General features: G+C 61.0%; 23 protein-coding genes and 1 other RNA gene. 12 read left to right on the forward strand and 12 right to left on the reverse strand.

Annotated features, from left to right (window positions below; all coding sequences use genetic code 11):
* The first annotated feature begins 103 nt into the window (after positions 1-103).
* Both rpmE and C5J26_RS01435 read left to right on the forward strand, forming a co-directional pair.
* Positions 104-325, forward strand: coding sequence for a 50S ribosomal protein L31 (rpmE, locus tag C5J26_RS01430; RefSeq protein ID WP_038589408.1), 222 nt, complete (start codon positions 104-106; stop codon positions 323-325).
* Between the two features lie 132 nt (positions 326-457).
* On the forward strand, positions 458-937 hold the full coding sequence (locus C5J26_RS01435; RefSeq protein ID WP_105400885.1) for an AAA family ATPase: 480 nt from the start codon (positions 458-460) through the stop codon (positions 935-937).
* 53 nt (positions 938-990) lie between these two features.
* On the opposite strand, the gene C5J26_RS01440 is transcribed toward C5J26_RS01435, so the two are convergent.
* The 3 genes from C5J26_RS01440 to C5J26_RS01450 form a co-directional block, all read right to left on the reverse strand.
* Entirely contained in the window at positions 991-1,503 is a 513-nt protein-coding gene (locus tag C5J26_RS01440) for a DUF1465 family protein (protein ID WP_037077074.1), read from the reverse strand.
* Positions 1,504-1,968: 465 nt separating this feature from the next.
* A complete protein-coding gene (locus tag C5J26_RS01445; RefSeq protein ID WP_105400212.1) occupies positions 1,969-2,160 on the reverse strand; it encodes a DUF1192 domain-containing protein in 192 nt (63 codons plus the stop codon).
* Positions 2,157-3,455 carry an MFS transporter gene (locus tag C5J26_RS01450; protein ID WP_105400213.1) on the reverse strand — a complete coding sequence of 433 codons (1,299 nt, stop codon included), beginning with the start codon at positions 3,453-3,455 and terminating at the stop codon, positions 2,157-2,159. The genes C5J26_RS01445 and C5J26_RS01450 overlap by 4 nt, the downstream gene beginning before the upstream one ends.
* A gap of 189 nt (positions 3,456-3,644) precedes the next feature.
* Here C5J26_RS01450 and C5J26_RS32490 point away from each other — a divergent pair, with 189 nt between their 5' ends.
* A complete protein-coding gene (locus C5J26_RS32490; RefSeq protein WP_172745732.1) occupies positions 3,645-3,812 on the forward strand; it encodes a hypothetical protein in 168 nt (55 codons plus the stop codon).
* Between the two features lie 162 nt (positions 3,813-3,974).
* On the forward strand, positions 3,975-4,289 hold the full coding sequence (locus tag C5J26_RS01455) for an EthD family reductase (protein ID WP_105400886.1): 315 nt from the start codon (positions 3,975-3,977) through the stop codon (positions 4,287-4,289).
* 169 nt (positions 4,290-4,458) lie between these two features.
* Here C5J26_RS01455 and C5J26_RS01460 read toward each other — a convergent pair whose 3' ends face one another.
* The 6 genes from C5J26_RS01460 to C5J26_RS01485 form a co-directional block, all read right to left on the reverse strand.
* A complete protein-coding gene (locus C5J26_RS01460; RefSeq protein ID WP_105400214.1) occupies positions 4,459-5,337 on the reverse strand; it encodes a GNAT family N-acetyltransferase in 879 nt (292 codons plus the stop codon).
* 59 nt (positions 5,338-5,396) lie between these two features.
* Positions 5,397-6,314: a PhzF family phenazine biosynthesis protein gene (locus tag C5J26_RS01465; protein ID WP_105400215.1), complete on the reverse strand. Its 918-nt coding sequence runs from the start codon at positions 6,312-6,314 to the stop codon at positions 5,397-5,399.
* A 111-nt stretch (positions 6,315-6,425) separates the two neighbouring features.
* Positions 6,426-6,872, reverse strand: coding sequence for a hypothetical protein (locus tag C5J26_RS01470; protein ID WP_105400216.1), 447 nt, complete (start codon positions 6,870-6,872; stop codon positions 6,426-6,428).
* A gap of 157 nt (positions 6,873-7,029) precedes the next feature.
* Positions 7,030-7,926 carry a fructose bisphosphate aldolase gene (locus C5J26_RS01475; RefSeq protein ID WP_105400217.1) on the reverse strand — a complete coding sequence of 299 codons (897 nt, stop codon included), beginning with the start codon at positions 7,924-7,926 and terminating at the stop codon, positions 7,030-7,032.
* A gap of 218 nt (positions 7,927-8,144) precedes the next feature.
* Positions 8,145-9,347 carry a phosphoglycerate kinase gene (pgk, locus tag C5J26_RS01480; RefSeq protein ID WP_105400218.1) on the reverse strand — a complete coding sequence of 401 codons (1,203 nt, stop codon included), beginning with the start codon at positions 9,345-9,347 and terminating at the stop codon, positions 8,145-8,147.
* A gap of 170 nt (positions 9,348-9,517) precedes the next feature.
* Positions 9,518-11,365: a potassium/proton antiporter gene (locus tag C5J26_RS01485; protein WP_105400219.1), complete on the reverse strand. Its 1,848-nt coding sequence runs from the start codon at positions 11,363-11,365 to the stop codon at positions 9,518-9,520.
* Positions 11,366-12,218: 853 nt separating this feature from the next.
* Here C5J26_RS01485 and C5J26_RS01490 point away from each other — a divergent pair.
* Positions 12,219-13,049 carry a hypothetical protein gene (locus tag C5J26_RS01490; RefSeq protein ID WP_172745733.1) on the forward strand — a complete coding sequence of 277 codons (831 nt, stop codon included), beginning with the start codon at positions 12,219-12,221 and terminating at the stop codon, positions 13,047-13,049.
* Positions 13,050-13,636: 587 nt separating this feature from the next.
* Here C5J26_RS01490 and C5J26_RS01495 read toward each other — a convergent pair.
* Entirely contained in the window at positions 13,637-14,017 is a 381-nt protein-coding gene (locus C5J26_RS01495; protein ID WP_105400221.1) for a helix-turn-helix domain-containing protein, read from the reverse strand.
* An 86-nt stretch (positions 14,018-14,103) separates the two neighbouring features.
* On the opposite strand from C5J26_RS01495, the gene C5J26_RS01500 reads away from it, so the two are divergent.
* A complete protein-coding gene (locus C5J26_RS01500) occupies positions 14,104-14,721 on the forward strand; it encodes an FMN-dependent NADH-azoreductase (RefSeq protein WP_105400222.1) in 618 nt (205 codons plus the stop codon).
* A 103-nt stretch (positions 14,722-14,824) separates the two neighbouring features.
* Here the strand turns inward: C5J26_RS01500 and gap are convergent, their stop codons facing one another.
* Complete coding sequence (gene gap, locus C5J26_RS01505; protein WP_105400223.1) at positions 14,825-15,835, reverse strand: type I glyceraldehyde-3-phosphate dehydrogenase; 1,011 nt, start codon at positions 15,833-15,835, stop codon at positions 14,825-14,827.
* Positions 15,836-15,878: 43 nt separating this feature from the next.
* On the reverse strand, positions 15,879-17,861 hold the full coding sequence (gene tkt, locus C5J26_RS01510; protein WP_105400224.1) for a transketolase: 1,983 nt from the start codon (positions 17,859-17,861) through the stop codon (positions 15,879-15,881).
* A gap of 342 nt (positions 17,862-18,203) precedes the next feature.
* Here tkt and C5J26_RS01515 point away from each other — a divergent pair, with 342 nt between their 5' ends.
* From C5J26_RS01515 to C5J26_RS01540, 6 genes are all read left to right on the forward strand, one after another.
* Positions 18,204-18,476 (forward strand): DUF4164 domain-containing protein, encoded by a 273-nt coding sequence (locus tag C5J26_RS01515; RefSeq protein WP_038589375.1) that lies wholly within the window; start codon positions 18,204-18,206, stop codon positions 18,474-18,476.
* A gap of 22 nt (positions 18,477-18,498) precedes the next feature.
* Positions 18,499-18,876: a cell division protein ZapA gene (locus C5J26_RS01520; protein ID WP_105400225.1), complete on the forward strand. Its 378-nt coding sequence runs from the start codon at positions 18,499-18,501 to the stop codon at positions 18,874-18,876.
* Between the two features lie 65 nt (positions 18,877-18,941).
* Positions 18,942-19,100: non-coding RNA, 6S RNA (gene ssrS / locus C5J26_RS01525), on the forward strand.
* 170 nt (positions 19,101-19,270) lie between these two features.
* Positions 19,271-21,079 (forward strand): diguanylate cyclase, encoded by a 1,809-nt coding sequence (locus C5J26_RS01530; protein ID WP_105400226.1) that lies wholly within the window; start codon positions 19,271-19,273, stop codon positions 21,077-21,079.
* A 127-nt stretch (positions 21,080-21,206) separates the two neighbouring features.
* A complete protein-coding gene (locus tag C5J26_RS01535) occupies positions 21,207-22,706 on the forward strand; it encodes an ATP-binding protein (protein ID WP_105400227.1) in 1,500 nt (499 codons plus the stop codon).
* Positions 22,703-23,146 carry a response regulator gene (locus tag C5J26_RS01540; RefSeq protein WP_105400228.1) on the forward strand — a complete coding sequence of 148 codons (444 nt, stop codon included), beginning with the start codon at positions 22,703-22,705 and terminating at the stop codon, positions 23,144-23,146. The genes C5J26_RS01535 and C5J26_RS01540 overlap by 4 nt, the downstream gene beginning before the upstream one ends.
* The last annotated feature ends 1 nt before the right edge of the window (position 23,147 follow it).

Here is a 23,147-nt window from a genome sequence, read left to right on the forward strand (position 1 = left end):
CGAATTGGGAAGCCGTGACCAGACCGGTCTGCGGCTTCATTTATTAAAGAGGCCTCTCGCTCGCAATTGCGACAAATGGACCTCGCAGAGCAGGAATATCGACATGAAGGCTGGCATCCATCCGCAGTATCACGTGATCAAAGTGGTCATGACCGACGGCACCGAATACGAAACCCGCTCTACCTGGGGTTCGGAAGGCGCTACCATGAACCTGGAAATCGACCCGAACTCGCATCCGGCCTGGACGGGCGGGAACCAGCAGATGCTGGACCGCGGCGGCCGCGTTTCCAAGTTCAACAAGCGTTTCGGCGGCCTCGGCCTCTAATACGCTTCTTGGCGCCAAGAGTTACGAAGAGCCTGGCGGATGCCGGGCTTTTTTCGTTTTGCGGTGTTTGACGGGGAGGAGCCGTTGAAAGAGCAATACGATATTTCGGCCGCATCCCGGCGGATCGTGATCATGGGGAACGGCGGGTCCGGCAAGACTTGGCTGGCGCTAAGGCTGGCAGAGCCGCTTCGCCTGCCGCTCGTTCACCTCGACGACGTGCATTGGGAGCCGGGTCGTTACGGGATTGCACGCGACCGGGCGGTCGTGCACGAGGATGTCCGGGCAGTAGCAGCGGGTGAGGCCTGGCTGATCGAAGGCGTCTATGGCCGCTACGTCGATATCGCCCTGCCGAGGACAACGGCGCTGGTCTGGCTTGATCTGAGCGAAGACGAGTGTGTGGCGAATATCTTGCGCCGCGGCATTCAGGGCGGCGAGAGCCGGGCCGCGTTCGACGGGCTGGTCAAATGGGTGTCGGAATACAGAGTTCGAAAGAACAACTGGAATTCGTTCGATGCTCACCTGAAGCTTTTCGAGAGCTTCTCAGGCCACAAGGCGCGGCTGACGAACAGGGACGAGATCAACGCCTGTGCGGAGAGCCTTCTGCAGGCATGAAAAAGCCGGCGCAACGTTTGCACCGGCTGTGATCGGAAAAGCCTTGACGGCGATCAGTTGCCGAAGGCGGTGCGCAGCAGGTTGAGCTGGGCGCGGACGCTGTTTTCGTTGTCCGGCAGAACGGCCGGGTCGGCCGGGCGGTAGATCTCGCGGTCGAGAATGGCGACGCGGTTCTGGAGCCGCAGCGAACGTTCGACGAGGTCGCGGAAACCTTCCGGCAGGTCGAGCCAGCCAGGAGCATTGCGGTCGACGTTGAAGCCGTCGAGACGGACCTTGCTCTTTTCCGACATGACCTGTTCGCGGCTCATCTCGCCATTGTTGACGGCGCGCTGCAGAAGCAGCCAGGAGGCCATCTGCATGAGGCGGGTGGTCAACCGCATGGACTCGGCCGCGTAGAGAACCGATGCCATGCGCGGTAGAACCTTCGACGCGGCGCGGCCCGTACCGTCGAGATAGCTCGCGGTCTCCTCGACCAGCGACATACCTTCGGAGTAGAGCGCCTTGAACTGCGAAGACGCAGCGGCACGGCCTGCAAAACTTACGGTATTCAATCCCTGTTCGGACATCGAAATCATCCTGCTCAACGCAATCACATTCAGGCAATGACAACGGCGGATAAAAGTTCCCATGCCGTTCTGACTGACCTGAACATGATACTTATAATGGAAATCCGCAAGGCGTTTCTTAAGGAAAGGTTAATACCCACAAGAAGTGGTAAACAACCGCCATGTTCCTGAAATGAGACGCATTTGGCGTCCAATACAGCAGTTTGTTTCTGTGGGAAAGCCGGTTGAAACCGGTGCCGGGAGGGTGTCGAAGGCAAAGAGCCTGAGCCGGGCCGGCGCCGCCCTAAAAAAGAAGAGCCGCGGAAAGGCGGCTCTCAAGGTAAAACAGGGAGAAATCAGACCATTCGCCGAATGGTGAAACTGTCTGAGTCCAGGAAACCTGAACGTCTCCATATTCTCCGATGATGATTAATATACTCTTAAAACTAAGGAGAAATACTTAAAGTTCGCGTGGGAGCCCGACGTTCAGGAACGGAACAGACTGTCGGCTGCGCGCCGGCCTGCGGTCTTCGCCTCCTTCTCGGCCTCCAGCCGGGCGATCTCCTGCCGCAGCAGATCGATTCGCGATTCGAGCTCGTCCACGGACAGCATGGAGAGGTCGCTGCCGAGTTCGTGGGTGGTGGGTTTCTTCGGTCGTTCGTCGTCGATGAAGCTCATGATGCCTCCTTTCCGGCACTGGTTTCCGGCCTGACATTATCCGGCGCCGAGCCGCCGGCCTTGGCGCGCGGGTCGAGCGACAGGCTCTCGGGCGTGGCAAGCGGCGAGGTCGAAGCCGGCGCGGTCGTATAGGCGTCGCGGTCGGCGATCGGAACCGGCGCCCGCTGGCGGCTGCGGATGATAGCATAGGCGGCCACCAGAAGATGCGCCCCGGTCGTCACCGCAAACAGCGCATGCGGGCCGGCCCAGGTCATCACCGGGCCGCCGAGCGTCGGACCGATGATCGTACCGATGCCGTAGAGCAGAAGCAGGCCGCCGGAGATCTTCACGAAGTCCTCGGGGGCTGCGAAGTCGTTAGCGTGGGCGACGGCGATCGGATAGAGCGCGTTGGCGGCCGCGCCGTAGATCGCCACCAGCACGACGATCTCATAGGTGCCGGAGGGCCGGATTGCGACGATCGCCAGGCCCGCCAGAGCTGCCGCGGCCGAAAGGCCGGCAAGCACGTGGCGGCGGTCCATTCTGTCGGACAGCCGGCCTGCCGGAAACTGCATGATCGCGCCGGCGAAGAGCGTGATGCTGACCATCGCCGCCACCGCGCCCTGGTCGAGCCCGGCGCGCGTGCCGAAGACGGCGCCGAGCGTGCCGTAGGCGCCGTTGGCGACGCCGATCAGCAGGATGCCGATGCAGGAGATGGGCGAGTTGCGGAAGAGGCCGCGCAGATCGAGGCGGGCGCGCTTCAGCGGCTGCGGCGATGCCGCCTTGGACAGCGTCGTCGGCAGCGCGGCAAGGCTGTAGAAAATGCCGCAGATCATGAACAGCGTCGGCGTCGCGATATCCGCGAACGGCACCATCAACTGGCCGCCCACGACACCGAAAAGGGTGATCGAGATATAGAACGAAAAGATCGTTCCGCGGCTTTCGCTGGTGGCGCGCTCGTTCAGCCAGCTTTCGATGATCATCGATGTGCCGGCGGTGCAAAAGCCGGTGATGGCGCGCAGCACCAGCCAGGTATTCTGGTCGACCATCAGCCCGGTCAGCAGCACGTTGAGGCAGATCAGCGACAGGAAACCGGAAAAGGCGCGGACATGGCCGATGCGGCGCACCACGTTGGGCGCCACGAAGCAGCCGATGACGAAGCCGGAGGCCCATGTGGTGCCGAGCAGGCCGAGCACTTCGTTGGAATAACCTTCCTGAGCACCCCGCACCGGCAGAAGCAGGCTCTGCAGGCCATTGCCGAGGAAGAGAAGAAGCGTACCGCAAAGGAGGGCGAGGATTGGAAGGAGGTTTCGTCTCATCTTTGCTACTGTCAGCTCTTTGCGCGAATGCGATCAATCACGGCTCCGCAGGCAAGCATTGTTGCATGCTGATGAACCGGGCGTTAACGAAAGCGAAGCGGATTACCTTTTCCCCGAATCCCCTCCACATCTATCTGTGGTGGAGTGCAAAAATGTCCAGCCTATGGCGGATAAGATCGGCAAGACCAAATGACAAAGACAATCGCGGTTCTTCTGATCTTCGCCATGCTGGTGCAGATCATCAAGCCGCTCAACCTTCCCGGCTTGAGGCGCCGGGGCGACTTCTGGAAGCTGGCGATCGTTGCCTTCGCGGCCTGGAGCGCAGCGCTGATCCTGCGCGAATTCACGACTCTCTAGGTCACGCACTCATAAACTGAAGAGGCGTTCGACGAGGTTGCGGTAGCGATAGAACCTTGCTCTCGTCAAACTTGCTCAGCCAAAATCCGGATGCGCTTTACGAGCCGGTGAGCTATAAGGCGCCCCGGACGCTCGAAGAGGCGTTCAGGCAGGAGCCCGATGATGATCAAGATGAGCGTCTACTATCCGGCCGATGGCGGCTCGAAGTTCGATCACGACTACTACCGCACCCACCATATGCCACTGATCCAGGAACGGCTCGGCGATGCCTGCCTGCGCTACGAGATCGAAAAAGGCCTTGCGGGTCGCGAACCTGGAAGCGCGCCGGAGTTCATCGCGGCGTGCCACGTCTACTCGCCGACCCTGGGGACATTCCAGGAGGCGTTCGGTCCCCACCGCGCGGAGATCGTCGCGGACGTCGCCAACTATACGGACATCGTGCCCATCGTGCAGATCAGCGAAATCGTTGGAGGGTAGGGGCTTCGGCGCGTCAGGCGTAGCGCTGGCGCACCTGATCTATGGTGACGTAGCCGGTACCGAACCGGTCGACGATCGGGAACATGTGGTTGCCGTTGAAGCGAAAACTGCCTTGCTCTCGTCAAACTCGCTTCAGCCAAAATCTGGATGCGCTTTATGAGTCGGTGACCTAAAGCTTCTTTTCGAACCAATGGTGGGCGTAGGGTTCCGCGTTGAACGGCGCAACTTCCTGGTAGCCCTCGCTGCGGTAGAGCGCCTGGGCTTCGTTGAGGGCGCGATTGGTCTCCAGGCGCAGCCGCGTCAGGCCAGCCTCGCGCGCCATTGTTTCCAGCGAACGCAGCATGCGGCGGCCGATGCCCAATCCCCGCGCCGTCGGGGCCGTCCACATCCGCTTCACCTCGCCCGATGCCCCGTCACTGATCTTGAGCGCTCCGCAGCCCTGAGGGGCGCCGTCGAGCCAGGCCACAAGGAAAAATCCGGAGGGCGGCGTCATTTCCTCGGGACTCGCCGGGTTACTCCGGGAAGGATCGAAGCCGACCTCGAAACGAGCCGAAAGTTCGGCAAAATACTGTTCCAGGCACCATTGCGCCGCAGCGCTGGCCGGCGGTTCGAGCCTTACCTTCACCGCTCCGGCGCGAAGCAAGCGTTCAACTTCCGCCATGGCGTCGACCAAACGGTTGCGCTGGTTAGGGTCGAGAGGCCGGAGGAACGACATGGCGAGTTCATCCGAGAGCGCCTCGTAGGTCGCGCGCTCATTCAAACCGTCGGGCGCCAGAGCCACGCGCCGAACCCTTCCGTCGCTCGGATCCGCAGTCGTCCGGACAAGCCCCTGCGCTTCGAGCGAGCGCAACAGACGGCTGATGTGGCCGGAGTCGAGTTTCAGCCGCTCGCGTAAGGTGCGCACATCTGTGCCGTCACGGATCTCATGCAGCAGCCGAGCTTCGCTGAGCGGACGGCCACGTTGCAGGTAACTGTCTTCCAACGCGCCGACATGCAGTGTGACGACCCGATTGAAGCGGCGAATCTGTTCGATCTGACCCTTGAACATTCTCTGACTTTAGTCAGATATTCGCCTGTTGTAAATCGCCACCACCCATGAAACGGTTTCTAGACGTCGATCAAGCCGCGCATGACGGGCACGCAGCGACCGGTGATGGTGACGTCGGTGACGGTTCCGGCCGCCTTCACCACATCAAGCTCGATGATGCTGCGGCGGCCCATCTCGACACCCTGTTCTATCGTCAGATGCACCTTGGCATCCGTCTCCGGCGCATGCGTTACCAGGAAGGCGGAGAGGGCGGCAGAGGCGCTGCCGGTCGCCGGATCCTCCATGATATCGTCGAGCGGCGCAAACATGCGGGCGCGGAGGTTCCAGGGTTCTTCCTGGCTGCGGACATAAAGGAAGATCGGAAAGTCGCCATCGGTACCCTGGTGTTTCGCGGCGGCCTTGCGGAAGGCCGTGATGTTCGGCCGGGCGGCGGCAAGTGCTTCGAGGCCATCGAGTTCGGCGATCGCGAAGGCGAGGCCGACCGAGGCGAAGACCGGCCTGTGGGCGGTGGTGCGCACGTGTTTTGCGTCGATCGAAATGCAGTCGGCAATCAGGTCCGGCTCTATCTCGGCGCCGATTTCCAGCGGCCGCGGTGCGCGGATCGTAGCGCCGATCACACCGGCTGTCTCCCACCGCAGCCGGATTTCCACCAGGCCGGCGATTTCCTCGAACCGGAGCTTGTCAGTGACGGGCTTGCCGAACAGCTCGCGCCGCTGACCGAGCACGTAGGCGGTACCGACATTGGGGTGGCCGGCAAAGGGAATTTCCATCGTCGGGGTGAAGATGCGTACCCGCGCGCTGTTTTCAGGGTTTTCCGGCGGCAGGACGAAGGTGCTTTCGGCATAACCGAATTCGACCGCGATCTTCTGCATCTGCCGGTCGGTGAGCCCGCGCGCATCCGGCACCACGGCGAGCGGGTTGCCGGCGAAACGCTCGGTCGTGAAAACATCGACGGTGACGAAATCGGCGGTCGGCATGGCGAAATTCTCCAGATGCGATGCCGGATCTAAAACCTCATCGACCTTCCTGACCAGCCAATGTTTTTGATCGCGGTCATCAACGGAATGAAAGCGGCCGGCATCATCGGTTCAGGTAAGGCCGTGGTCACGCATCGCCTTCTCCTCGTCGCCGGTGATATAGGCGAAGATCCTCGGGTCGCCATCGGCGATCGTCACCAGGTAGAAGTTGGTGAACCGGACATTGCCGGCTTCGCCCGCCTTGTTGACATAGGAAAAATCCCACCCGACTTCGGCAAGCGCGTGAAGATCGTTGAGGCAGGTGATCTTCACGCCGGTAATGTCCATCCGCTTGCCGCCGGCATCGCGATATCGGGCAAAGCCTTGCGGGATCACTTCCCGGAATGCCGCGTCATTGGCTCCACCGAACACCGCCTGCGGTGTCGAGCCGACGAAATAGAGCGCGAAGAACGCTGCAACGCCAGAGACGTTCACCGACGCTGCGTCCTTCAAGGCGTCATTGCTGGTCCGGCCGTATTCGTCGAAAAGCCTTCGGACCTTTTCTTCAATTTCCGTCATGGGCAACCTCCATCATGCAATGAACGTTGTTTTGCCCGTTCGGTTCACGTCGGCTTCGAGGTCGCAGCAAACAGAAAGGCCGCTCCGTTTCCGGAGCGGCCCTCTTCCTCCTCCTTGAAAAGGCGCTCCTCAAGCGGCCTTTTCGAGATCTTTCGCGTCAGGACTTGTTGACGCTTGCCGCGTAGATCTGATCGATCGTTGCGGCCAGGCTCGCATTGAATTCTGCGTCACTCATCGAGGCGCGGAGGTTTTCCGCCAGCGCGCGCGAGAAACTCGCGATCATGCCGCGGTTGTGGCTGAGCTTTTCGCAGGCTTCCGCGGTGCTGTAGCCGCCGGAAAGGGCGACGACGCGGACGACCGATTTGTGGGCGGTCAAGGGAGCGTAGAAATCGGCGACCGTCGGGATCGTCAGCTTGAGCATGACCGTCTCGCCCGCGGGAAGCTTGTCGAGCTGCTGCGCGATCTCGTCGCGCAAGATCGCTTCAGCCTGTTCCTTTGTCGGGCTCTTGATAGAAACTTCAGGCTCGATGATCGGCATAAGGCCCTGGCCGATGATCTGACGGGCAACCTGGAACTGCTGCTCCACGACGGCAGCGATGCCGGCCTTGTCGGCATGGCCGATCACCGACCGCATCTTGGTCCCGAATATCCCCTTTTCACGACCGCGGATCAGGAGATCATCCAGTTCGGGCATCGGCTTCATCGTCTGAACGCCGTTTTCCTCGGCGTTGAGGCCCTTGTCGACTTTGAGAAAGGGGACGACGCCGCGCTTTTCCCAGAGATAGGAGGGAACAGGCTCACCATCGACGTCGCCGTCCATGGTTCGCTCGAACAGGATGGCGCCGAGAACCTTGTCGCCAGTAAAGGCGGGTGCGCTCATGATGCGGACGCGCATGGCGTGGATCAGGCGGAACATCTCGTCGTCGCCCTGATAGTCGGACTCGGACACGCCATAAAGGCGCAATGCTCCGGGTGTTGAACCACCGCTCTGATCCAGCGCCGCGATGAATCCGGGCGCAGAACTCATCTTGTTCAACATCTTCGCGTCCACCATACTACACTCCTGTCCCTAAGTTGGCGCAAAACGCGCTCGTCTCTCCCAAGCTGTCAGTCGCGGATAACAGAAGTTATTTTAAAGGGAAATCCTGCGGTAAGCTATTGAAACGATTGAAATGCTTTCAATCGTTTAAAACATCTAAATTTTTTTAAACCAGTTAACTCGGGAGCGCGCCCCCCTATATGGAACGCGCTCCCTTTCGGGAAACTGACAGATCAGGCGGCCTTGATCAGCACCGACACGCCGGGCAGATCCTTGCCCTCCATCCATTCCAGGAATGCGCCGCCGGCGGTCGAGACATAGGAGAAGTCGTCGGCGGCACCTGCATGGTTGAGGGCCGCGACCGTATCGCCGCCGCCTGCAACCGAGGTGAGCTTGCCGGCTCTGGTCTGCTCTGCCGCGTGTTTGGCGGCCGCGACCGTCGCCTTGTCGAACGGCTCGATCTCGAAGGCGCCGAGCGGGCCGTTCCAGACCAGCGTCGAGGCCTTGGAGATCCATTCGTTGACGGCTGCCACAGACTTCGGGCCGACGTCGAGCATCATGGCGTCAGCCGGGATCTTGTCGATATCGACCACTTCGTTGGCGGCACCTGCCTTGAACTCGCGGGCGACGACGCCGTCGACCGGCAGCACGATGGCGCAATTGGAGGCTTCGGCTTCTGCCATGATCTTGCGGGCCGTGTCAGCAAGGTCATGTTCGCAGAGCGACTTCCCGACATCGATGCCCTGTGCAGCAATGAAGGTGTTGGCCATGCCGCCGCCGATCACCAGCGCGTCGACCCGTTTCACGAGGTTCTGAAGCAAGTCGATCTTTGTGGAGACCTTGGCGCCGCCGACGATCGCGACGACGGGGCGGGCCGGATTGCCGAGCCCCTTTTCGAGCGCTTCGAGTTCTTCCTGCATGGTGCGGCCGGCATAGGCGGGCAGGTGATGGGCAAGGCCCTCGGTCGAGGCATGGGCGCGGTGGGCGGCGGAGAAGGCGTCGTTGACAAAGATATCGCCGTTCTTGGCGAGCGCCTCGGTGAAGCCCGGGTCGTTCTTTTCCTCACCCTTGTGGAAACGGGTGTTTTCGAGCAGCAGGATATCGCCGTTCTTCATGCCGGCGATCGCCTGTTCGGCTTCCGGACCGATGCAGTCGGAGGCAAAGAGGATCTTGTGGCCGAGGACCTGGTTGACGGCAGAGACGATCAGCGACAGCGACATGTCGGCGACCGGCTCGCCCTTCGGACGGCCGAAATGGGCAAGCAGGATGACCTTGGCACCCTTCTTCGAGAGTTCCAGAATGGTCGGGGCGACGCGCTCGATGCGGGTCGCGTCGGTAACCTTGCCGTCGGCAACGGGGACGTTGAGATCGACGCGCACGAGCACGCGCTTGGCTGCAATATCGGTGAGGTCGTCAAGGGTTTTGAAGGCCGGCATGATGCTAATCCATTTACTCGGAAAGTTCGTAGCGGACCTTACTATGCCTGACCGGCGACGCAAGACGATTGGTCGCAACCATTGCCATTCCGTCTGTCGCGGAGATGCTGCACGCGGATTCTACCGCGACAATGCAGCGGGTGGAGGATTTTATTTGAGCTTTCGCTACTTTACGCCGGGCCCTCGGGTGGCACGGCGCCCGGCTTCACCGGCACGTGCTTGCCGCGATATTTGCGGACCAGATCGCGGACGCGGTGGGCGATCTCGCGCATGTTGATGAAGATCGGCAGATTGGTCGCCGGCTCCACGGGTTCCAGCGAAATGCCGATGCTACGGACATGTTCGTGCTCATCGAGTTCGCGGACGATCAGGATGATCGAGCCGAAGCGGATGCGGTCTGCATATTCCGCGCGGCCGCCGAGCCGCGAGGTGATCAGGTCGCCGATCGTCATGTTCTGCTCGTTGGCGGAGAGCAGGCCGGGGCCATAGGCGGCATCGAGCTCCTTGGCGGGCCCCGCCGGCGAGATCGCGAACGCGCCGAAAAATTCCGCATCGTCCTCGTCGACCGGCACCTGGCTTGCGAAGATGCGGTCGAGCAGTTTCGAATAGGCGGGCGAGATGAACAGGTAGACCTGGTCGTTTTCCTTCAGCCGGCCGGCATATTGGTAACGCATGCTGCGGCCATCGCGGATGACCAGCGACGGCATGGCCCAGCGGGGGATGCGTTCACCCTGCAGGATCGGGCTGTCCTTCATGACGCGGTAGGAGATCAGCTCGTGGTGGGCGGTGCCCGGCAGGTCGAGCTCGATCTTGTCGACAGCGCCGATGCGCGGCGGAATGATCAGGCCGAGCTTCTGGGCGACCGGCTTGATCGTCCAGCCCTGGACGAGCAGGGAGACCAGCACGATGATGAACGTGACGTTGAAGAAGAGCTGGCCGTTCTCGACGCCGCTCAAGACCGGCATGATCGCAAGCAGGATGGAAACCGCGCCGCGCAGGCCGACCCAGGCGAGGAAGCTGGTCTCCTGCTGGGTGAAATCATAGGGCAGCAGGCTCAGCCACACCGCGATCGGCCGGGCGACGAAGATCAGGAAGAGCGCCAGCCCGATCGCCGGCAGAAGGATGGCCGGGAATTGCGAGGGCGTGGCGAGCAGGCCGAGCACCAGGAACATGATGATCTGCGCAAGCCAGGTCAGCCCCTCGTTGAAGCGGATGATCTGGGGTTTGGCGAACATCTTGCGATTGCCGGAATAGATGCCGGCCACGTAGACCGCCAGAAAACCGCTGCCGCCCACGGCGCCGGTGAAGGAAAAGACGAGCAGGGCGAGCGTCAGCACGAAGATCGGGGCAAGGCCCCGGTCGGAGGTGAAGCGGTTCAGCACCCAGACGATCATCATGCCGCCGAACAGGCCGCAGATGACGCCGAGCCCCATTTCCTCGACGAACAGGAAAAGGAAATGCAGGTCGAGGCCGGAAAGGCCCTGGCCGGTCGCCAGAAGTTCGGCGAGCGCAATCGTCAGGAAGATCGCCATCGGATCGTTGGTGCCGGACTCGACTTCGAGCGTCGAGCGCACCTTGTCGCGGATGTTGATGCCGCTGACGCGCAGCAGGAAGAAGACGGCGGCGGCATCCGTCGAAGCGACGATCGAGCCGAGCAGCAGGCCTTCGAGCCAGTTGAAGTTGAGAAGGATCATCGCGCCGAGGGCGAAGATGCCGGTCGTCAGCAGCACCCCGACCGATGCAAGCGTGATCGCCGGCGCCGCGGCAAGGCGGAACGAGTGGATAGGGGTCATGAAGCCGGAATCGAACAGCACGATCGCCAGCGCCAGCGAGCCCAGCATGAAGGTGAAGGAATAGTTTTCGAATTGGATGCCGAGGCCGTCGACGCCGGCGAGCAGGCCGATCGACAGGAAGATCAGCAGCAGGGGAGCGCCGAAGCGGAAGGCAAGGAGGCTCGAAAGGGCAGCCGCCAGCACCAGGACCGTGCCGACCAGCAGGACGATATAAAAAGCCTCCACCTAAAAGTCCCTTCCTTCGCACCTCTCGCCGACACCATCCCCGTCCGCAGCCCCGGAACCGGAACTGTGCCACGCCGCAACGCGGCCATGCAAGAATGGGGCAGATCCCGGCCGAGGGCCAGGCGAATCGACTGATCGATTAGGCGGGAACAATTCCGGCAAGAGAAGGGCAGGGGATAAAAAAGACGGACCAATGCCTTGATGCCGACGGCTTTTCAAAGATCGGAGAGCCCACACGAATGCGGAACCTCATAGTAAGATAATAATATGGCTCCGCATTCGCGTGGCCTTCGGCGTCTTTTCGGGGCTTCCGGCCCCTACAGGTGATCATCTCGCCTCGCTGCGTGGCTTCGTTCGCGATCTCCTTTCGGGAAATCCTGCCACTTGCACGGCTCAACCGAACCGGACATGGCTGTCCGGGGGAGGCTTGATAGGGAGATTTTCATCTCCCATGGCTTTCACCTCTTCCACCATCCCCGCACGTTACGGTTCCGATGAAAGCGCCGGCCCCCGCCTGCCCGCGAACGTCTCGCGAAACACTCCGGTGGTGGGAGCGGGACGATTGTAGGCATGGGTCGGAGGGGTGGGGAAAGTCGAGGGTGAAAAAATCTGGCGGTGGGTTGCGGGGCGGAACTTTGTTTGGGTCTTAGAAGGCGTATGTTGCCGGTTGTCCTTTTGGGGCCGTCGCGGTCCCGTCAAAGGTCATCTCAACCAATCAGATACCCGAAGTTTAAAGTTATAACGGCCATCTTCTTCCGTTAGTCGGCTTAATCCACCGCCATCAAGATCCTAAAACGGTTGCCTAGGAGAGGTCGAGGCGATAGCAATTGTTCTGATGTTCATGGGGCCGTTCATGTCAACCCACTTCGGTTTACCGTCAACTTTTTGCTTAATTATCGCAATCTTATTTCTACCCGTTATTGCTATCGTTCCGGCGGACGCAAGCCAGAAGCCACCCAAAGAGCGGCCGATGGATTTTGCCCTGGTTCACAACGGAAACTGCAAGGAAATCTGTGTCCAATGGATATCTGCCGAAGGGAAGATAACTTCGGAAACGCCCAAACGATTTAAGAGCCTTCTGGAGAGCCTCAAAGGCCGAAAACTGCCAGTTGTGATTCAATCTTACGGCGGCGACGTCGATGCCGCCCTCTCAGTTGGACGTATGATCCGAGCAGCAGGTCTCGAAACCGCAGTCGGCAGGACTCAGCTGAACGAATGCCCTATGCTTGAGCCGCGCTGTGTCCAAAAGATTGTGAGGGATGGCTGGTCGGAAGGCGAAGTTCGCGCGGGATCGGCCTATTGTTTCTCAGCTTGTCCACTTGCCTTGGCTGGAGGCAAGGTCCGCGCTGCGGCTGCTAATGCTTACATCGGCCTCCATCAGATAACGAATGGCCGCAAAAGTGCAGGTTATGGGACGGCTGGACGAAGAAATCTCGATGCAATTTCGACGAGGTCCAATCCAGCTTTGAAGCGGATGCTTTCTACTTATCTCGAGGAGATGGGGGTGAGCAGCGGCGACGTGTTCGCCATGATGGGATTGGCGACGCCTGAGGGCATATATCACGTCGGGACAGCAGAAGCACTGAGATCCGGCTTGGTTACGAAAGTCCTCTCGGTTTCCGATGAACCTGGCAACGTCATTTATGCAACCAATCCCCATACATCCGAAGACCTCATGGAATGACGTGCTTCTATTAAAGCCAGCATCTCCGTCACCGACATCCCGCAAAAAAACTCCTCCCTTGCAGGAGGAGGTCCATATCTTGCCGATGCTGCCCGAAGGCAGCTGCGTCAGGCTTCAGATGAGCTTCGAGATGCGACGATTGAATCACGGTGCTGAAGTTTCATCAACGCTTCAGTTCAGCACTTGGCTGTTTCAACTACGAGGCCGGCGACTGACGGGCCATGCGGACCGCAGCGCATTCCAAAAGCCGCGTAACAACAGGAGGTATTCGCCACCGCGTACCAATTTAACTGCCTGATCAAGGTCGGCCTTGTCACGCTGGTCTTCCATAAGCCGCTCCAACTAGTTTGGGTGAAATCTTCGGCACCAACATATCAGAAGTCGACATATGAGCGTCACGCTACCAACTCTTACCGCAAAACAGAGTTTTTCAACAGTATCGGCCCGGAAGCGGACATTGCGGTGACCACCTGGAGGTCATGGTCGAGTCATTTCCAGAACCTCACGAGACGCACCCTGAACGACGCATCGCGGCGGATTTGCAGTCTTTGAAGGATGGAGGCCGAATACATATATCGCCGCAGCGATCATCTCGTTTGGTCATGTAGCCGGCGCGCCTGCTCGATCGCATCCCGATTTGATTCTGCCCAGGTCATTAAGGCCATGACTGGGGCGCGAAGCGACTTGCCGACTGCAGTCAGCTCGTAATCCACGCGCGGAGGGATCGTCGGAAAGTGGGTGCGACTGATCAAGCCGTCGCGTTCCAATTGACGAAGCGTAATCGTGAGCATCCGCTGCGAGATCCCGTCGATCTGCCGTCGCAATGCATTGAAGCGGACCGGCCCATCGTTCAGGGCCACGAAGATGTAGAGACTCCACTTATCGGCGATGCGATCGAGGATTTCCCGAACGGGAAGGCAGTCGGCTTCTTCGCTTGGGGTAGGAAACTCTATGTTACCGAGTGTCATGAATGTGCCTTCTTGCGAACGGTCGAATAGTTATCTTAATAGGGTTGGTCACAATTTTATACTACTCATTCTCCCAGGAGCCACCAATGACCAACATCCTCCTCGTTACCTCCAGCCCACGCGGTCCTCAGAGCCTTTCCACCCGATTTTCCCGTGACATCGCTGAAAGCCTCAGCGCCCGTTCTGCCGGCACAATTGTCGAACGTGATCTTGGGGCGGCACCGCTGCCGCATATCACAGCAGCCTATATCGACGGCCGTGTTGCGCCGCCCGAGACACGTACGCCCGAACAGACCGAAGCCGTCAATCTCGCTCAAAGCCTCGTCGATGAGGTTCAGGCTGCCGACGTGATTGTCATTGGCTCGGGCATGATCAACTTCGGCCCGCCGACGCAGCTCAAGGCTTGGTTTGACTACATCACTTGGCCTGGCGTCACCTTCCGCTACGACGCAACCGGTGTGATGGGATTGTTGCCCGCCAAGAAAGTCTATCTCGTGACCGCAACTGGCGGCGTCTTTTCGGAAGGCAGGAACGCCCCGTTAGACTTCCAGACCACCTATCTCGTGCATCTTCTCGGTTTTATCGGACTGACGGATATCGAAGTGGTCCGCGTCGAAGGAACACTCGTCAGCCCGGACGCAGCCAAGGCTGCGATCGCCTCCACCGAAGCACAGATCCGGGCTGCCTTGGAGCGTGCCGCCTGACCGGCAAACCCGTCACCGACATCTTCATAAACAAAAACCCCCTCCCTTTTCAGGGAGGGGGCAATATCTTGCCGATGCTGCCCGAAGGCCGCCGTGACAGGCTTCAGATGAGCTTGGCAAGCGCGACCGACGTGTCGGCCATGCGGTTGGAGAAGCCCCATTCGTTGTCGTACCAGGTGAGGATGCGGACGAAGTTGCCTTCGAGCACCTTGGTCTGGTCGATCGCGAAGATCGACGAATGGCTGTCGTGGTTGAAGTCGCGGCTGACGAGCGGTTCTTCGGTATAACCGAGGATGCCCTTCAGGGCGCCGTTGGACGCGGCCTTGATCGCTTCGTTGACTTCGGCAACCGAGGTCGTCTTCTTGGCGACGAACTTGAAGTCGACGACCGAGACGTTCGGGGTCGGCACGCGGATCGAGGTGCCGTCGAGCTTGCCCTTCAGGTGCGGAAGCACCAGGCCGACAGCCTTGGCGGCGCCGGTCGAGGTCGGGATCATCGACAGGGCGGCTGCACGGGCGCGATAGAGGTCCTTGTGCATCGTGTCGAGGGTCGGCTGGTCACCCGTGTAGGAGTGGATCGTGGTCATGAAGCCATGATCGATGCCGATCGCGTCGTCGAGAACCTTGACGACCGGAACCAGGCAGTTGGTGGTGCAGGATGCGTTGGAGATGACCAGGTGTTCCCGGGTCAGCTGATCGTGGTTGACGCCGAAGACGACGGTGAGGTCGGCGCCGTCGGCCGGGGCCGAGACGATGACGCGCTTGGCGCCGGCGGTCAGGTGCAGGGCGGCCTTGTCGCGGGCGGTGAAGATGCCCGTGCATTCGAGCGCGATATCGACGCCGAGTTCGCGGTGCGGCAGGGTCGCGGGATCCTTGATCGCGGTCACCTTGATCGGCTTGCCGCCGCCGACGATGATCGTGTCGCCGCTGACTTCGACGCTTGCCGGGAACTTACCGTGGATCGAGTCGTAACGCAGCAGGTGGGCGTTGGTCTCGACCGGGCCGAGGTCGTTGATGGCGACGACCTCGATATCGGTGCGGCCGGATTCGACGATTGCTCGCAGCACGTTGCGGCCGATGCGGCCGAAACCGTTGATGGCAACCTTGACAGTCATTTCACATACTCCGCTTTTAGTTTGTCCTGGTAGTTCAGTTGGTTCAGGCGAGCTCTTTTTCGGCTGCGGCAACAACCGCTTCCGCGGTGATGCCGAAGTGCTTGAAGAGATCCTTGGCAGGGCCGGAGGCACCGAAGGACTTCATGCCGATGAAGGTGCCCTTCGGACCGATGAAGTGATCCCAGCCCTCGCGCACGCCGGCTTCGACGGCGATCTTGACCGGCGAATTGCCGATCACCGCGGTCTGGTAGGATTCCGGCTGGTCGAAGAAGAGTTCGACGCAGGGGACGGAAACGACGCGCGTCGCGATGCCCTTGCCGTCAAGCGTCGCCTGCGCCTTCAGCGCCAGTTCGACTTCCGAACCCGACGCGAAGATCGTCACCTGGGCGTCGGCCGCGGAAACGAGTTCGTAGGCGCCCTGGGCGCAGAGGTTCTTCTCTTCATAGGTCTTGCGGGCCGGCGCCAGGTTCTGGCGGGTGAGCGCCAGGCCGGACGGGCGGTGCTTTTCCTTGAGCGCCAGCTGCCAGCATTCGGCCGTCTCGGTCTCGTCGGCCGGACGGAAGATCAAGAGGTTCGGGATGGCGCGCAGCGCTGCGACCTGCTCGACCGGCTGATGGGTCGGGCCGTCTTCGCCGACGCCGATCGAATCATGCGTCCAGACGTGCACGACGCGGATACCCATCAGGGCTGCGAGGCGGACGGACGGGCGGCAGTAATCCGAGAAGATCAGGAAGCCGCCGGAATAGGGGATCAGGCCGCCATGCAGCGAGATGCCGTTCATGGCAGCGGCCATCGCGTGTTCGCGGATGCCCCAGTGCATGTAGCGGCCGGAGAAGTCGGTCGGGGTGATCGACTTCATCTGGCTGGTCTTGGTGTTGTTCGACGGCGTCAGGTCGGCCGAGCCGCCGAGCGTTTCGATGACGATGCCGTTGATGACTTCGAGTGCGTCCTCGGAAGCCTTGCGGGTCGCGACGGTCGGGTTGTTCTCGGCGATCTTCTTCTTGAAGGCGTCGATGGCGCTGTCGAAATTGCCCGGCAGGTCGCCGGCGAAGCGGCGCACGAATTCGGCCTTCTTGCCGGTTTCGGTCGAGGCCAGGCGATCCTCCCAGTCCTTGCGGGTCTTGGTGGAGCGCAGGCCTGCGAGGCGCCATCCATCGAGAACGTCGGCCGGAACGCTGAAGGCTTCCGCCTCCCAGTTCAGCGCCTTACGGGCTGCCGCGATTTCCTCGGCGCCGAGCGGCGAACCGTGGACCTTGTGGGTGCCCTGCTTGTTCGGGGCGCCGAAGCCGATGATGGTCTTGGCTGCGATGAAGGTCGGGCGGTCGGACTTCTGGGCGGCTTCGATGGCCGCCGAAATCTGGTCGACGTCATGGCCGTCGATCTCGATCGTGTTCCAGTGGGCGGACTTGAAGCGCATCACCTGGTCGGTCGAGTCCGACAATGAGACGGCGCCGTCGATGGTGATCGAGTTGTTGTCCCAGAAGAGCACGAGCTTGTTGAGCTTCAGGTGGCCGGCAAGCGCGATCGCTTCCTGGCTGATGCCTTCCATCAGGCAGCCGTCGCCGCACAGCGCATAGGTGAAATGGTTCTGCAGGTCGGAGCCGAATTCCTCTTCCAGCTTGCGCTCGGCGATCGCCATGCCGACGGCATTGGCAATGCCCTGGCCGAGCGGACCGGTGGTGGTCTCGATGCCCGATGCATGGCCGTATTCCGGGTGGCCGGCGGTCTTGGAGCCGAGCTGGCGGAACTGCTTCAAATCCTCCATCGTCATGTCCTCGTAACCGGTGAGGAACAGGAGCGAATAAAGGAGCATGGAACCGTGGCCGGCGGACAGCACGAAACGGTCGCGGTCCGGCCAGAGCGGGTTCTTCGGATCGAATTTCAAAAAGCGGGTAAAGAGGACGGTCGCTATATCGGCAGCGCCCATCGGCAGGCCGGGATGGCCGGAATTGGCCTTCTCTACAGCATCCATGGCAAGAAATCGGATCGCGTTCGCCATCCGGTTATGTTTGTCGAGAGAGGTCATGGCTAATCCGCTTTTTACGGGTGTCGGTCACGGTCCGCATGGGACCACTTGAAGGGCGGCCCAGGGACCACCTAAGAGCGGGTGATCCTTAGCAGGTGCAACGCGCAAGTCAACAAAAGCGCCGTCTTTACGAGCGGGTGATGACGAACTTTCCTGCAGCTGCCCGAATTCGATGCAGCATGTGGCGAGCGGCAGAAACATAGGTGACGATCCACAGTTAGGACACGTTTGAAGGGCCTGGATTGATTGACCGGCTTGCGGGCGGTGAATAGTCTTCCGCCCTTGTTGGAGAGGCCGATCGCATCGATTCGGCGCATTTCGCGTATCGACAGGAAGCTTCGCATGCCGTCGGAAAAGACGATCGACATGGTGATTTCGGAACTCAGGGCGGCGATCGGCGGTCTGGAGAGCGCCGTCGATGCGCGTATCGAGCGCCAGCGTGAAACCCAGGACGTGGAAGGCGAGGTTCGCCGCGTGCATGCGGACCGGGCACGGCTCGCGCAGGAACTCGACCAGTCGCAATTCCGCGCCAATCGGCTGGAAGAAGTCAACCGGGAGGTCTCCCGGCGCCTGGTGACGGCGATGGAAACCATCCGCGCCGTGCTCGACCGTTGATACAGGATCAAGAGGGAACGCCATGGCCCAGGTAACGGTAATGATCGACGGCAAGGCCTATCGCATGGCCTGCGAGGAAGGTCAGGAAGACCACCTGACCGAACTCGCCGACCGGTTCGACCGTTATGTCGGCCACCTCAAGGGCCAGTTCGGCGAGATCGGCGATCTGCGCATCACCGTGATGGCCGGCATCATGATCATGGACGAACTTTCGGAGATGACCCGCAAGCTCGGCCTGCTCGAGGCGGAGGTCGCGTCGCTCAAGTCCAACCGCGACGGCGCGCTCGAAACCCAGGAGCGCAACGAGCAGCTGGTGGTCTCGGCGCTCGGCGAGCTTGCCTCGCGGTTAGATGGCCTGACCGCCAAGCTCAACGGCCGGATGCCGGCGCAGGTGAACTGACCCAAGGTCGATAATAAAGGTTTTCCGCCACTGGTGCGGACCGGCAATCGAACATATATTGGCAACGCGGTCTGCGCCTCACGACAGGAACCACAATCCCTGGGGCCATACTCGATCCAAAGGGAGCTGTCCCTGGCCAGGCCCGTGGGCTTGGACACACGGCGCCCACCTACGTTTGTAGGCACCCAGGATCGTAAACATCCATCGGTTGCCGTGGATCGCACTTATTCTTCCCCCGATTTCAGGCGTTACCCGATCAGCCGCCTTCGTGCGGGCGGATATATATTTAAGAAAATCCTAATTTATTTACCATGCCGCGGACTTGGCGCGGCCTGATCGCGGATTGCGCGAGGCCCTTAATCCTCTTTTCAAACGATGGCTTTATCTTCCCGGCATGCGTATCAACGAGATCACCAACTGGGCCTATGGCGTCACGGTCGTTCTGACCGTGCTGTCGGGCACTGCTTTCATCCTATCTGCCGGGAGCGCCAATCAGGAGAGGATCGCCGTCGAGGAGCACCTTTCCCTCGATGAACTTTCCGAACAGCTGGCGCTCGGCGCGGAAGAGCGCACCGATGAAGCGCGGCTTTATGTGATGCGCGGTCAGGACCGGCATCTGAAGGCCTTCCACGACAAGGAGGCCGAAGAGCAGGGGCTCGAAGAGGCGATCAAGGGCATCAAGGCGCTCGGCGCCTCGGATGCCGAGTTTGCCGCGCTGGTCGAGGTGGGGCAGGACGCGGAGGCTCTCGACCAGCTCGAGAACGCCGCCGTAGCCGCTTACCAGAACGGCGACCGGGCCGGGGCGCAGGAGGCGTTGTTCGGCCCCGAGCATGACCGCCTGCAGACCGGGCTGCTCGAAACCGTCACCCGGTTCCGGGAACTGGTAAAGGCGCGAACTGAGACAGCGGTAGCACTTGCGCAGTCTCGCAGCGACTGGTGGGGTCTTGCGGCAAAGACGATGCTTGCCGTCACCGCAGCACTTTTCCTCGGCGTCCTCTATTTCGTGCTCAAGCGCCGCGTCGCCATGCCGCTCACCCGCATGACCGGTATCGTCACCCGGCTTGCCCGGCAGGACTATGCCGTGGAAGTGCCGCTCGACCGCCGGCGGGACGAGATCGGCGAGATGAACCAGGCAATTCACATATTCCGCGAAAACGGGTTGGAGCGGGACCGTCTCGATGCCGAACGGCGCGCCGACCAGCTGACCAAGGACTTCATCCTGCAGATGATGCACCGTCTGCAGGCCTGTCAGACGCAGGGCGAGCTGGCGGACGTCGTCTCGCGCTTTGCGCCGCAGATATTTCCGAACCTCGCGGGCCAGCTTTATGTGCTCAACGACAGCCGAACGATGCTCACCGAGATTGGCTCCTGGCTCGACCCGCAGCTTTCGGCCCCGTCCTTCCCGACCGGCGCCTGCTGGGGATTGCGCCGCGGGCGGCCGCACCTGAGCAATCACGGCCACGGCGACATTCCCTGCCAGCATCTCGGCGAAAGCGACGTCGCCGGGCTCTGCATTCCTCTGACGGCGCAGGGGGATACGATCGGCCTTCTTTATTTCGAAGAGCGACCGGATCATGACATGGCGGCGGAAAGCTCCCGTCTCTATCTCGAACTGATCGCCGAGAATATCGGCCTTGCGGTAGCCAACCTGCAGCTCCGCGATAGGCTGACGAACCTTGCGGTGCGAGACGCGCTGACCGGCCTGCTCAACCGTCGCCGCCTCGACGAGACGCTCGCCCGCCATGGGCGCGACCTTCCGGACAGGACGCTTGCCTGCCTGATGATGGATATCGACCGGTTCAAGCGCTTCAACGACGAATTCGGGCACGATTCGGGCGACATCGTCATGCAGTACGTGGCGCAGATGATGCTCGACACCGTCGGTGAGGCAGGGACCTGCCATCGTTTCGGCGGCGAGGAATTCACGATACTCCTGCCGGATGCGACGGAGACCGCAGCCTTCGCGCTTGCCGAACGCCTGCGGCAGAAGATCGCGACCACGCCGCTTTCGCATGGCGGTCGCATCCTCGGCCTCGTCTCCGTCTCGATCGGCGTCGCCGGCTCGCCCGCCGGGGGCCCGGTATCGACGCTCGTCACACGGGCGGACGCCGCACTCCTCGAAGCCAAGGCCGGCGGGCGGAATCAGACCGTGCTTGCCGGCGCGGTGAAGCTCGCGGATCAGGCCAGCCGCAATTCGGCTTGAATGGAGCGACGAGCAAAACCGCCCTGATCGACGCCGGCTCCTGATCGATCATTCTCCGGCCCTTGCTTGACAACGCGCGAAGGACCGCCAATTTCTGGCGGTCCCTTTCAATTGCCGGCCTGTATCAATGCCCTTTTTGAATTCCACCTTCGCCCGCTCCTCGCTGCTCATGCTTCTGGTCGGGGGCGGCGTCCTTGTGGCGATCGTGTTGTCATCGTTCTTTCTGGCCAGGACGACGCAGGCCTATTTCCAGGACGTTGTGAAACTACGCGAGCTTCGAAGCGCTGCGGCGGACATGCAGCTTTTCCTGCGGGCCGCCGAATCCGGGCAGCGCGGTTTCGTGCTGACGCAGGATTCCGAATTCCTGATGCCCTATACGACGGCGAGCGCAGTCATTCCGCGGTTGCGCGAGCGGCTGAAGAAGGCCGCCGACGATCTGGACGCCGTGCGCGTTCCATTTGCCCAGCTCGACCCGCTGATCGACGACAAGCTCGCCGAGATGCAGTCGACGGTGGCGATGGTGCAGAAGGGAAATGCTGTCGGGGCGATCGAGGTCATCCGGGGCGCCTATGGCCGGCAGCTGATGGAAGGCATCACGTCGATCCTCGGCAAGCTGATCGGCGACATGGACGGGCGGATCGGGACCGGCGTCGACGACCTCAATGATTCGGCTTCGGCGTTGCAATGGATCACCATCGGCGGCGGCCTGATGATCATCCTCGTCATCGGCGGCGCGATCGTGATCGTTGGCCAGCATGTTCGCGAGCTTCAGCGGGCGCGCTCCGAGGTCGAGGAGCTCAATGCCGGGCTCGAGGAGCGCGTCAACGAGCGCTCCGAGGATCTGATCCAGGCCAATCGCGAAATCCAGCGTTATGCCTATATCGTCTCGCACGACCTGCGCGCGCCGCTGGTCAACATCATGGGTTTCACCAGCGAACTCGACGCGAGCCTCAAGTCGATCAGCACCTATGTGCTGGCCGATGGGACGCCGCTGTCCGAAGCCGACGTGAATGACGCCCGCCTGGCCGTCGAGCAGGACCTGCCGGAGGCCATCGCCTTCATTCGTTCTTCCACCAAGAAGATGGACGGGCTGATCAACGCGATCCTGAAGATTTCCCGCGACGGACGGCGCGAGCTGAAGCCGGAGAGGATCGATCTCGGGGAGCTTGTTGAAGCGACCGCCGCCAGCATCTACCATCAGGTCAGCGAAGCGGGCGGCGAGGTGAATATTTCGGTCGCCCAGGCGCGGAGCCTTATTACCGACCGATTTTCGATGGAACAGGTTTTCGGCAATCTCTTCGACAACGCGGTGAAATACAAACATCCGGATCGTCCGTTGAACCTTTCCGTCAAGGCAATGCCGATCGGGCGGGCCGTGATGAGAATAGAGGTTGCAGACAATGGCCGGGGGATCGCTCCGGAGGATCACGAGAGGGTTTTCGAGCTTTTCCGCCGCTCGGGCGTCCAGGACCAGCAGGGCGAGGGTATCGGTCTTGCACATGTGCGTTCATTAGTCAGAAATTTAGGCGGTGAGATTACGGTGACGTCCACTTTGGGCGGCGGGACGACGTTCGTCATCCGGTTGCCTACGGATTTGTCTCAGTATGTCAGGAGTAGCGGGTCATGAAGGCTGCCGGTAAAGAAGTCACCATCGTGATGATCGAGGACGATGAAGGCCATGCGCGCCTGATCGAGAAGAACGTTCGTCGCGCCGGTGTCAACAACGAGATCGTCCCGTTCACGAACGGCAATGCGGCTCTCGACTTTATCCTCGGCGCGGATCGTTCCGGAAACTCCAATCAGGATCGCCATCTGCTGATCCTTCTCGACCTCAACCTGCCGGACATGTCGGGTATTGACATCCTCGAGAAGGTGAAGTCCAACCCACACTCGAAGCGTCTGCCGGTGGTCATCCTCACGACCACGGACGATGAGCTTGAGATCCAGCGCTGCTACGATCTCGGCGCCAACGTCTACATCACCAAGCCGGTGGACTACGACAGTTTTGCGCATGCCATCCGACAGCTCGGGCTGTTCTTTGCCGTGATGCAGATACCCGGACAATAAC

The organism is Neorhizobium sp. T7_12 (genome assembly GCF_002968535.1).
GTDB classification, from domain to species: Bacteria; Pseudomonadota; Alphaproteobacteria; order Rhizobiales; family Rhizobiaceae; genus Neorhizobium; species Neorhizobium tomejilense.

Coding starts and splice junctions, on each gene's coding strand:
- rpmE (WP_038589408.1), top strand. CDS start 104: ATGAAGGCTGGCATCCATCCGCAGTATCACGTGATCAAAGTGGTCATG.
- C5J26_RS01435 (WP_105400885.1), top strand. CDS start 458: ATGGGGAACGGCGGGTCCGGCAAGACTTGGCTGGCGCTAAGGCTGGCA.
- C5J26_RS01440 (WP_037077074.1), bottom strand. CDS start 1,503: ATGTCCGAACAGGGATTGAATACCGTAAGTTTTGCAGGCCGTGCCGCT.
- C5J26_RS01445 (WP_105400212.1), bottom strand. CDS start 2,160: ATGAGCTTCATCGACGACGAACGACCGAAGAAACCCACCACCCACGAA.
- C5J26_RS01450 (WP_105400213.1), bottom strand. CDS start 3,455: ATGAGACGAAACCTCCTTCCAATCCTCGCCCTCCTTTGCGGTACGCTT.
- C5J26_RS32490 (WP_172745732.1), top strand. CDS start 3,645: ATGACAAAGACAATCGCGGTTCTTCTGATCTTCGCCATGCTGGTGCAG.
- C5J26_RS01455 (WP_105400886.1), top strand. CDS start 3,975: ATGATCAAGATGAGCGTCTACTATCCGGCCGATGGCGGCTCGAAGTTC.
- C5J26_RS01460 (WP_105400214.1), bottom strand. CDS start 5,337: ATGTTCAAGGGTCAGATCGAACAGATTCGCCGCTTCAATCGGGTCGTC.
- C5J26_RS01465 (WP_105400215.1), bottom strand. CDS start 6,314: ATGCCGACCGCCGATTTCGTCACCGTCGATGTTTTCACGACCGAGCGT.
- C5J26_RS01470 (WP_105400216.1), bottom strand. CDS start 6,872: ATGACGGAAATTGAAGAAAAGGTCCGAAGGCTTTTCGACGAATACGGC.
- C5J26_RS01475 (WP_105400217.1), bottom strand. CDS start 7,926: ATGGTGGACGCGAAGATGTTGAACAAGATGAGTTCTGCGCCCGGATTC.
- pgk (WP_105400218.1), bottom strand. CDS start 9,347: ATGCCGGCCTTCAAAACCCTTGACGACCTCACCGATATTGCAGCCAAG.
- C5J26_RS01490 (WP_172745733.1), top strand. CDS start 12,219: ATGTCAACCCACTTCGGTTTACCGTCAACTTTTTGCTTAATTATCGCA.
- C5J26_RS01495 (WP_105400221.1), bottom strand. CDS start 14,017: ATGACACTCGGTAACATAGAGTTTCCTACCCCAAGCGAAGAAGCCGAC.
- C5J26_RS01500 (WP_105400222.1), top strand. CDS start 14,104: ATGACCAACATCCTCCTCGTTACCTCCAGCCCACGCGGTCCTCAGAGC.
- gap (WP_105400223.1), bottom strand. CDS start 15,835: ATGACTGTCAAGGTTGCCATCAACGGTTTCGGCCGCATCGGCCGCAAC.
- tkt (WP_105400224.1), bottom strand. CDS start 17,861: ATGACCTCTCTCGACAAACATAACCGGATGGCGAACGCGATCCGATTT.
- C5J26_RS01515 (WP_038589375.1), top strand. CDS start 18,204: ATGCCGTCGGAAAAGACGATCGACATGGTGATTTCGGAACTCAGGGCG.
- C5J26_RS01520 (WP_105400225.1), top strand. CDS start 18,499: ATGGCCCAGGTAACGGTAATGATCGACGGCAAGGCCTATCGCATGGCC.
- C5J26_RS01530 (WP_105400226.1), top strand. CDS start 19,271: ATGCGTATCAACGAGATCACCAACTGGGCCTATGGCGTCACGGTCGTT.
- C5J26_RS01535 (WP_105400227.1), top strand. CDS start 21,207: ATGCCCTTTTTGAATTCCACCTTCGCCCGCTCCTCGCTGCTCATGCTT.
- C5J26_RS01540 (WP_105400228.1), top strand. CDS start 22,703: ATGAAGGCTGCCGGTAAAGAAGTCACCATCGTGATGATCGAGGACGAT.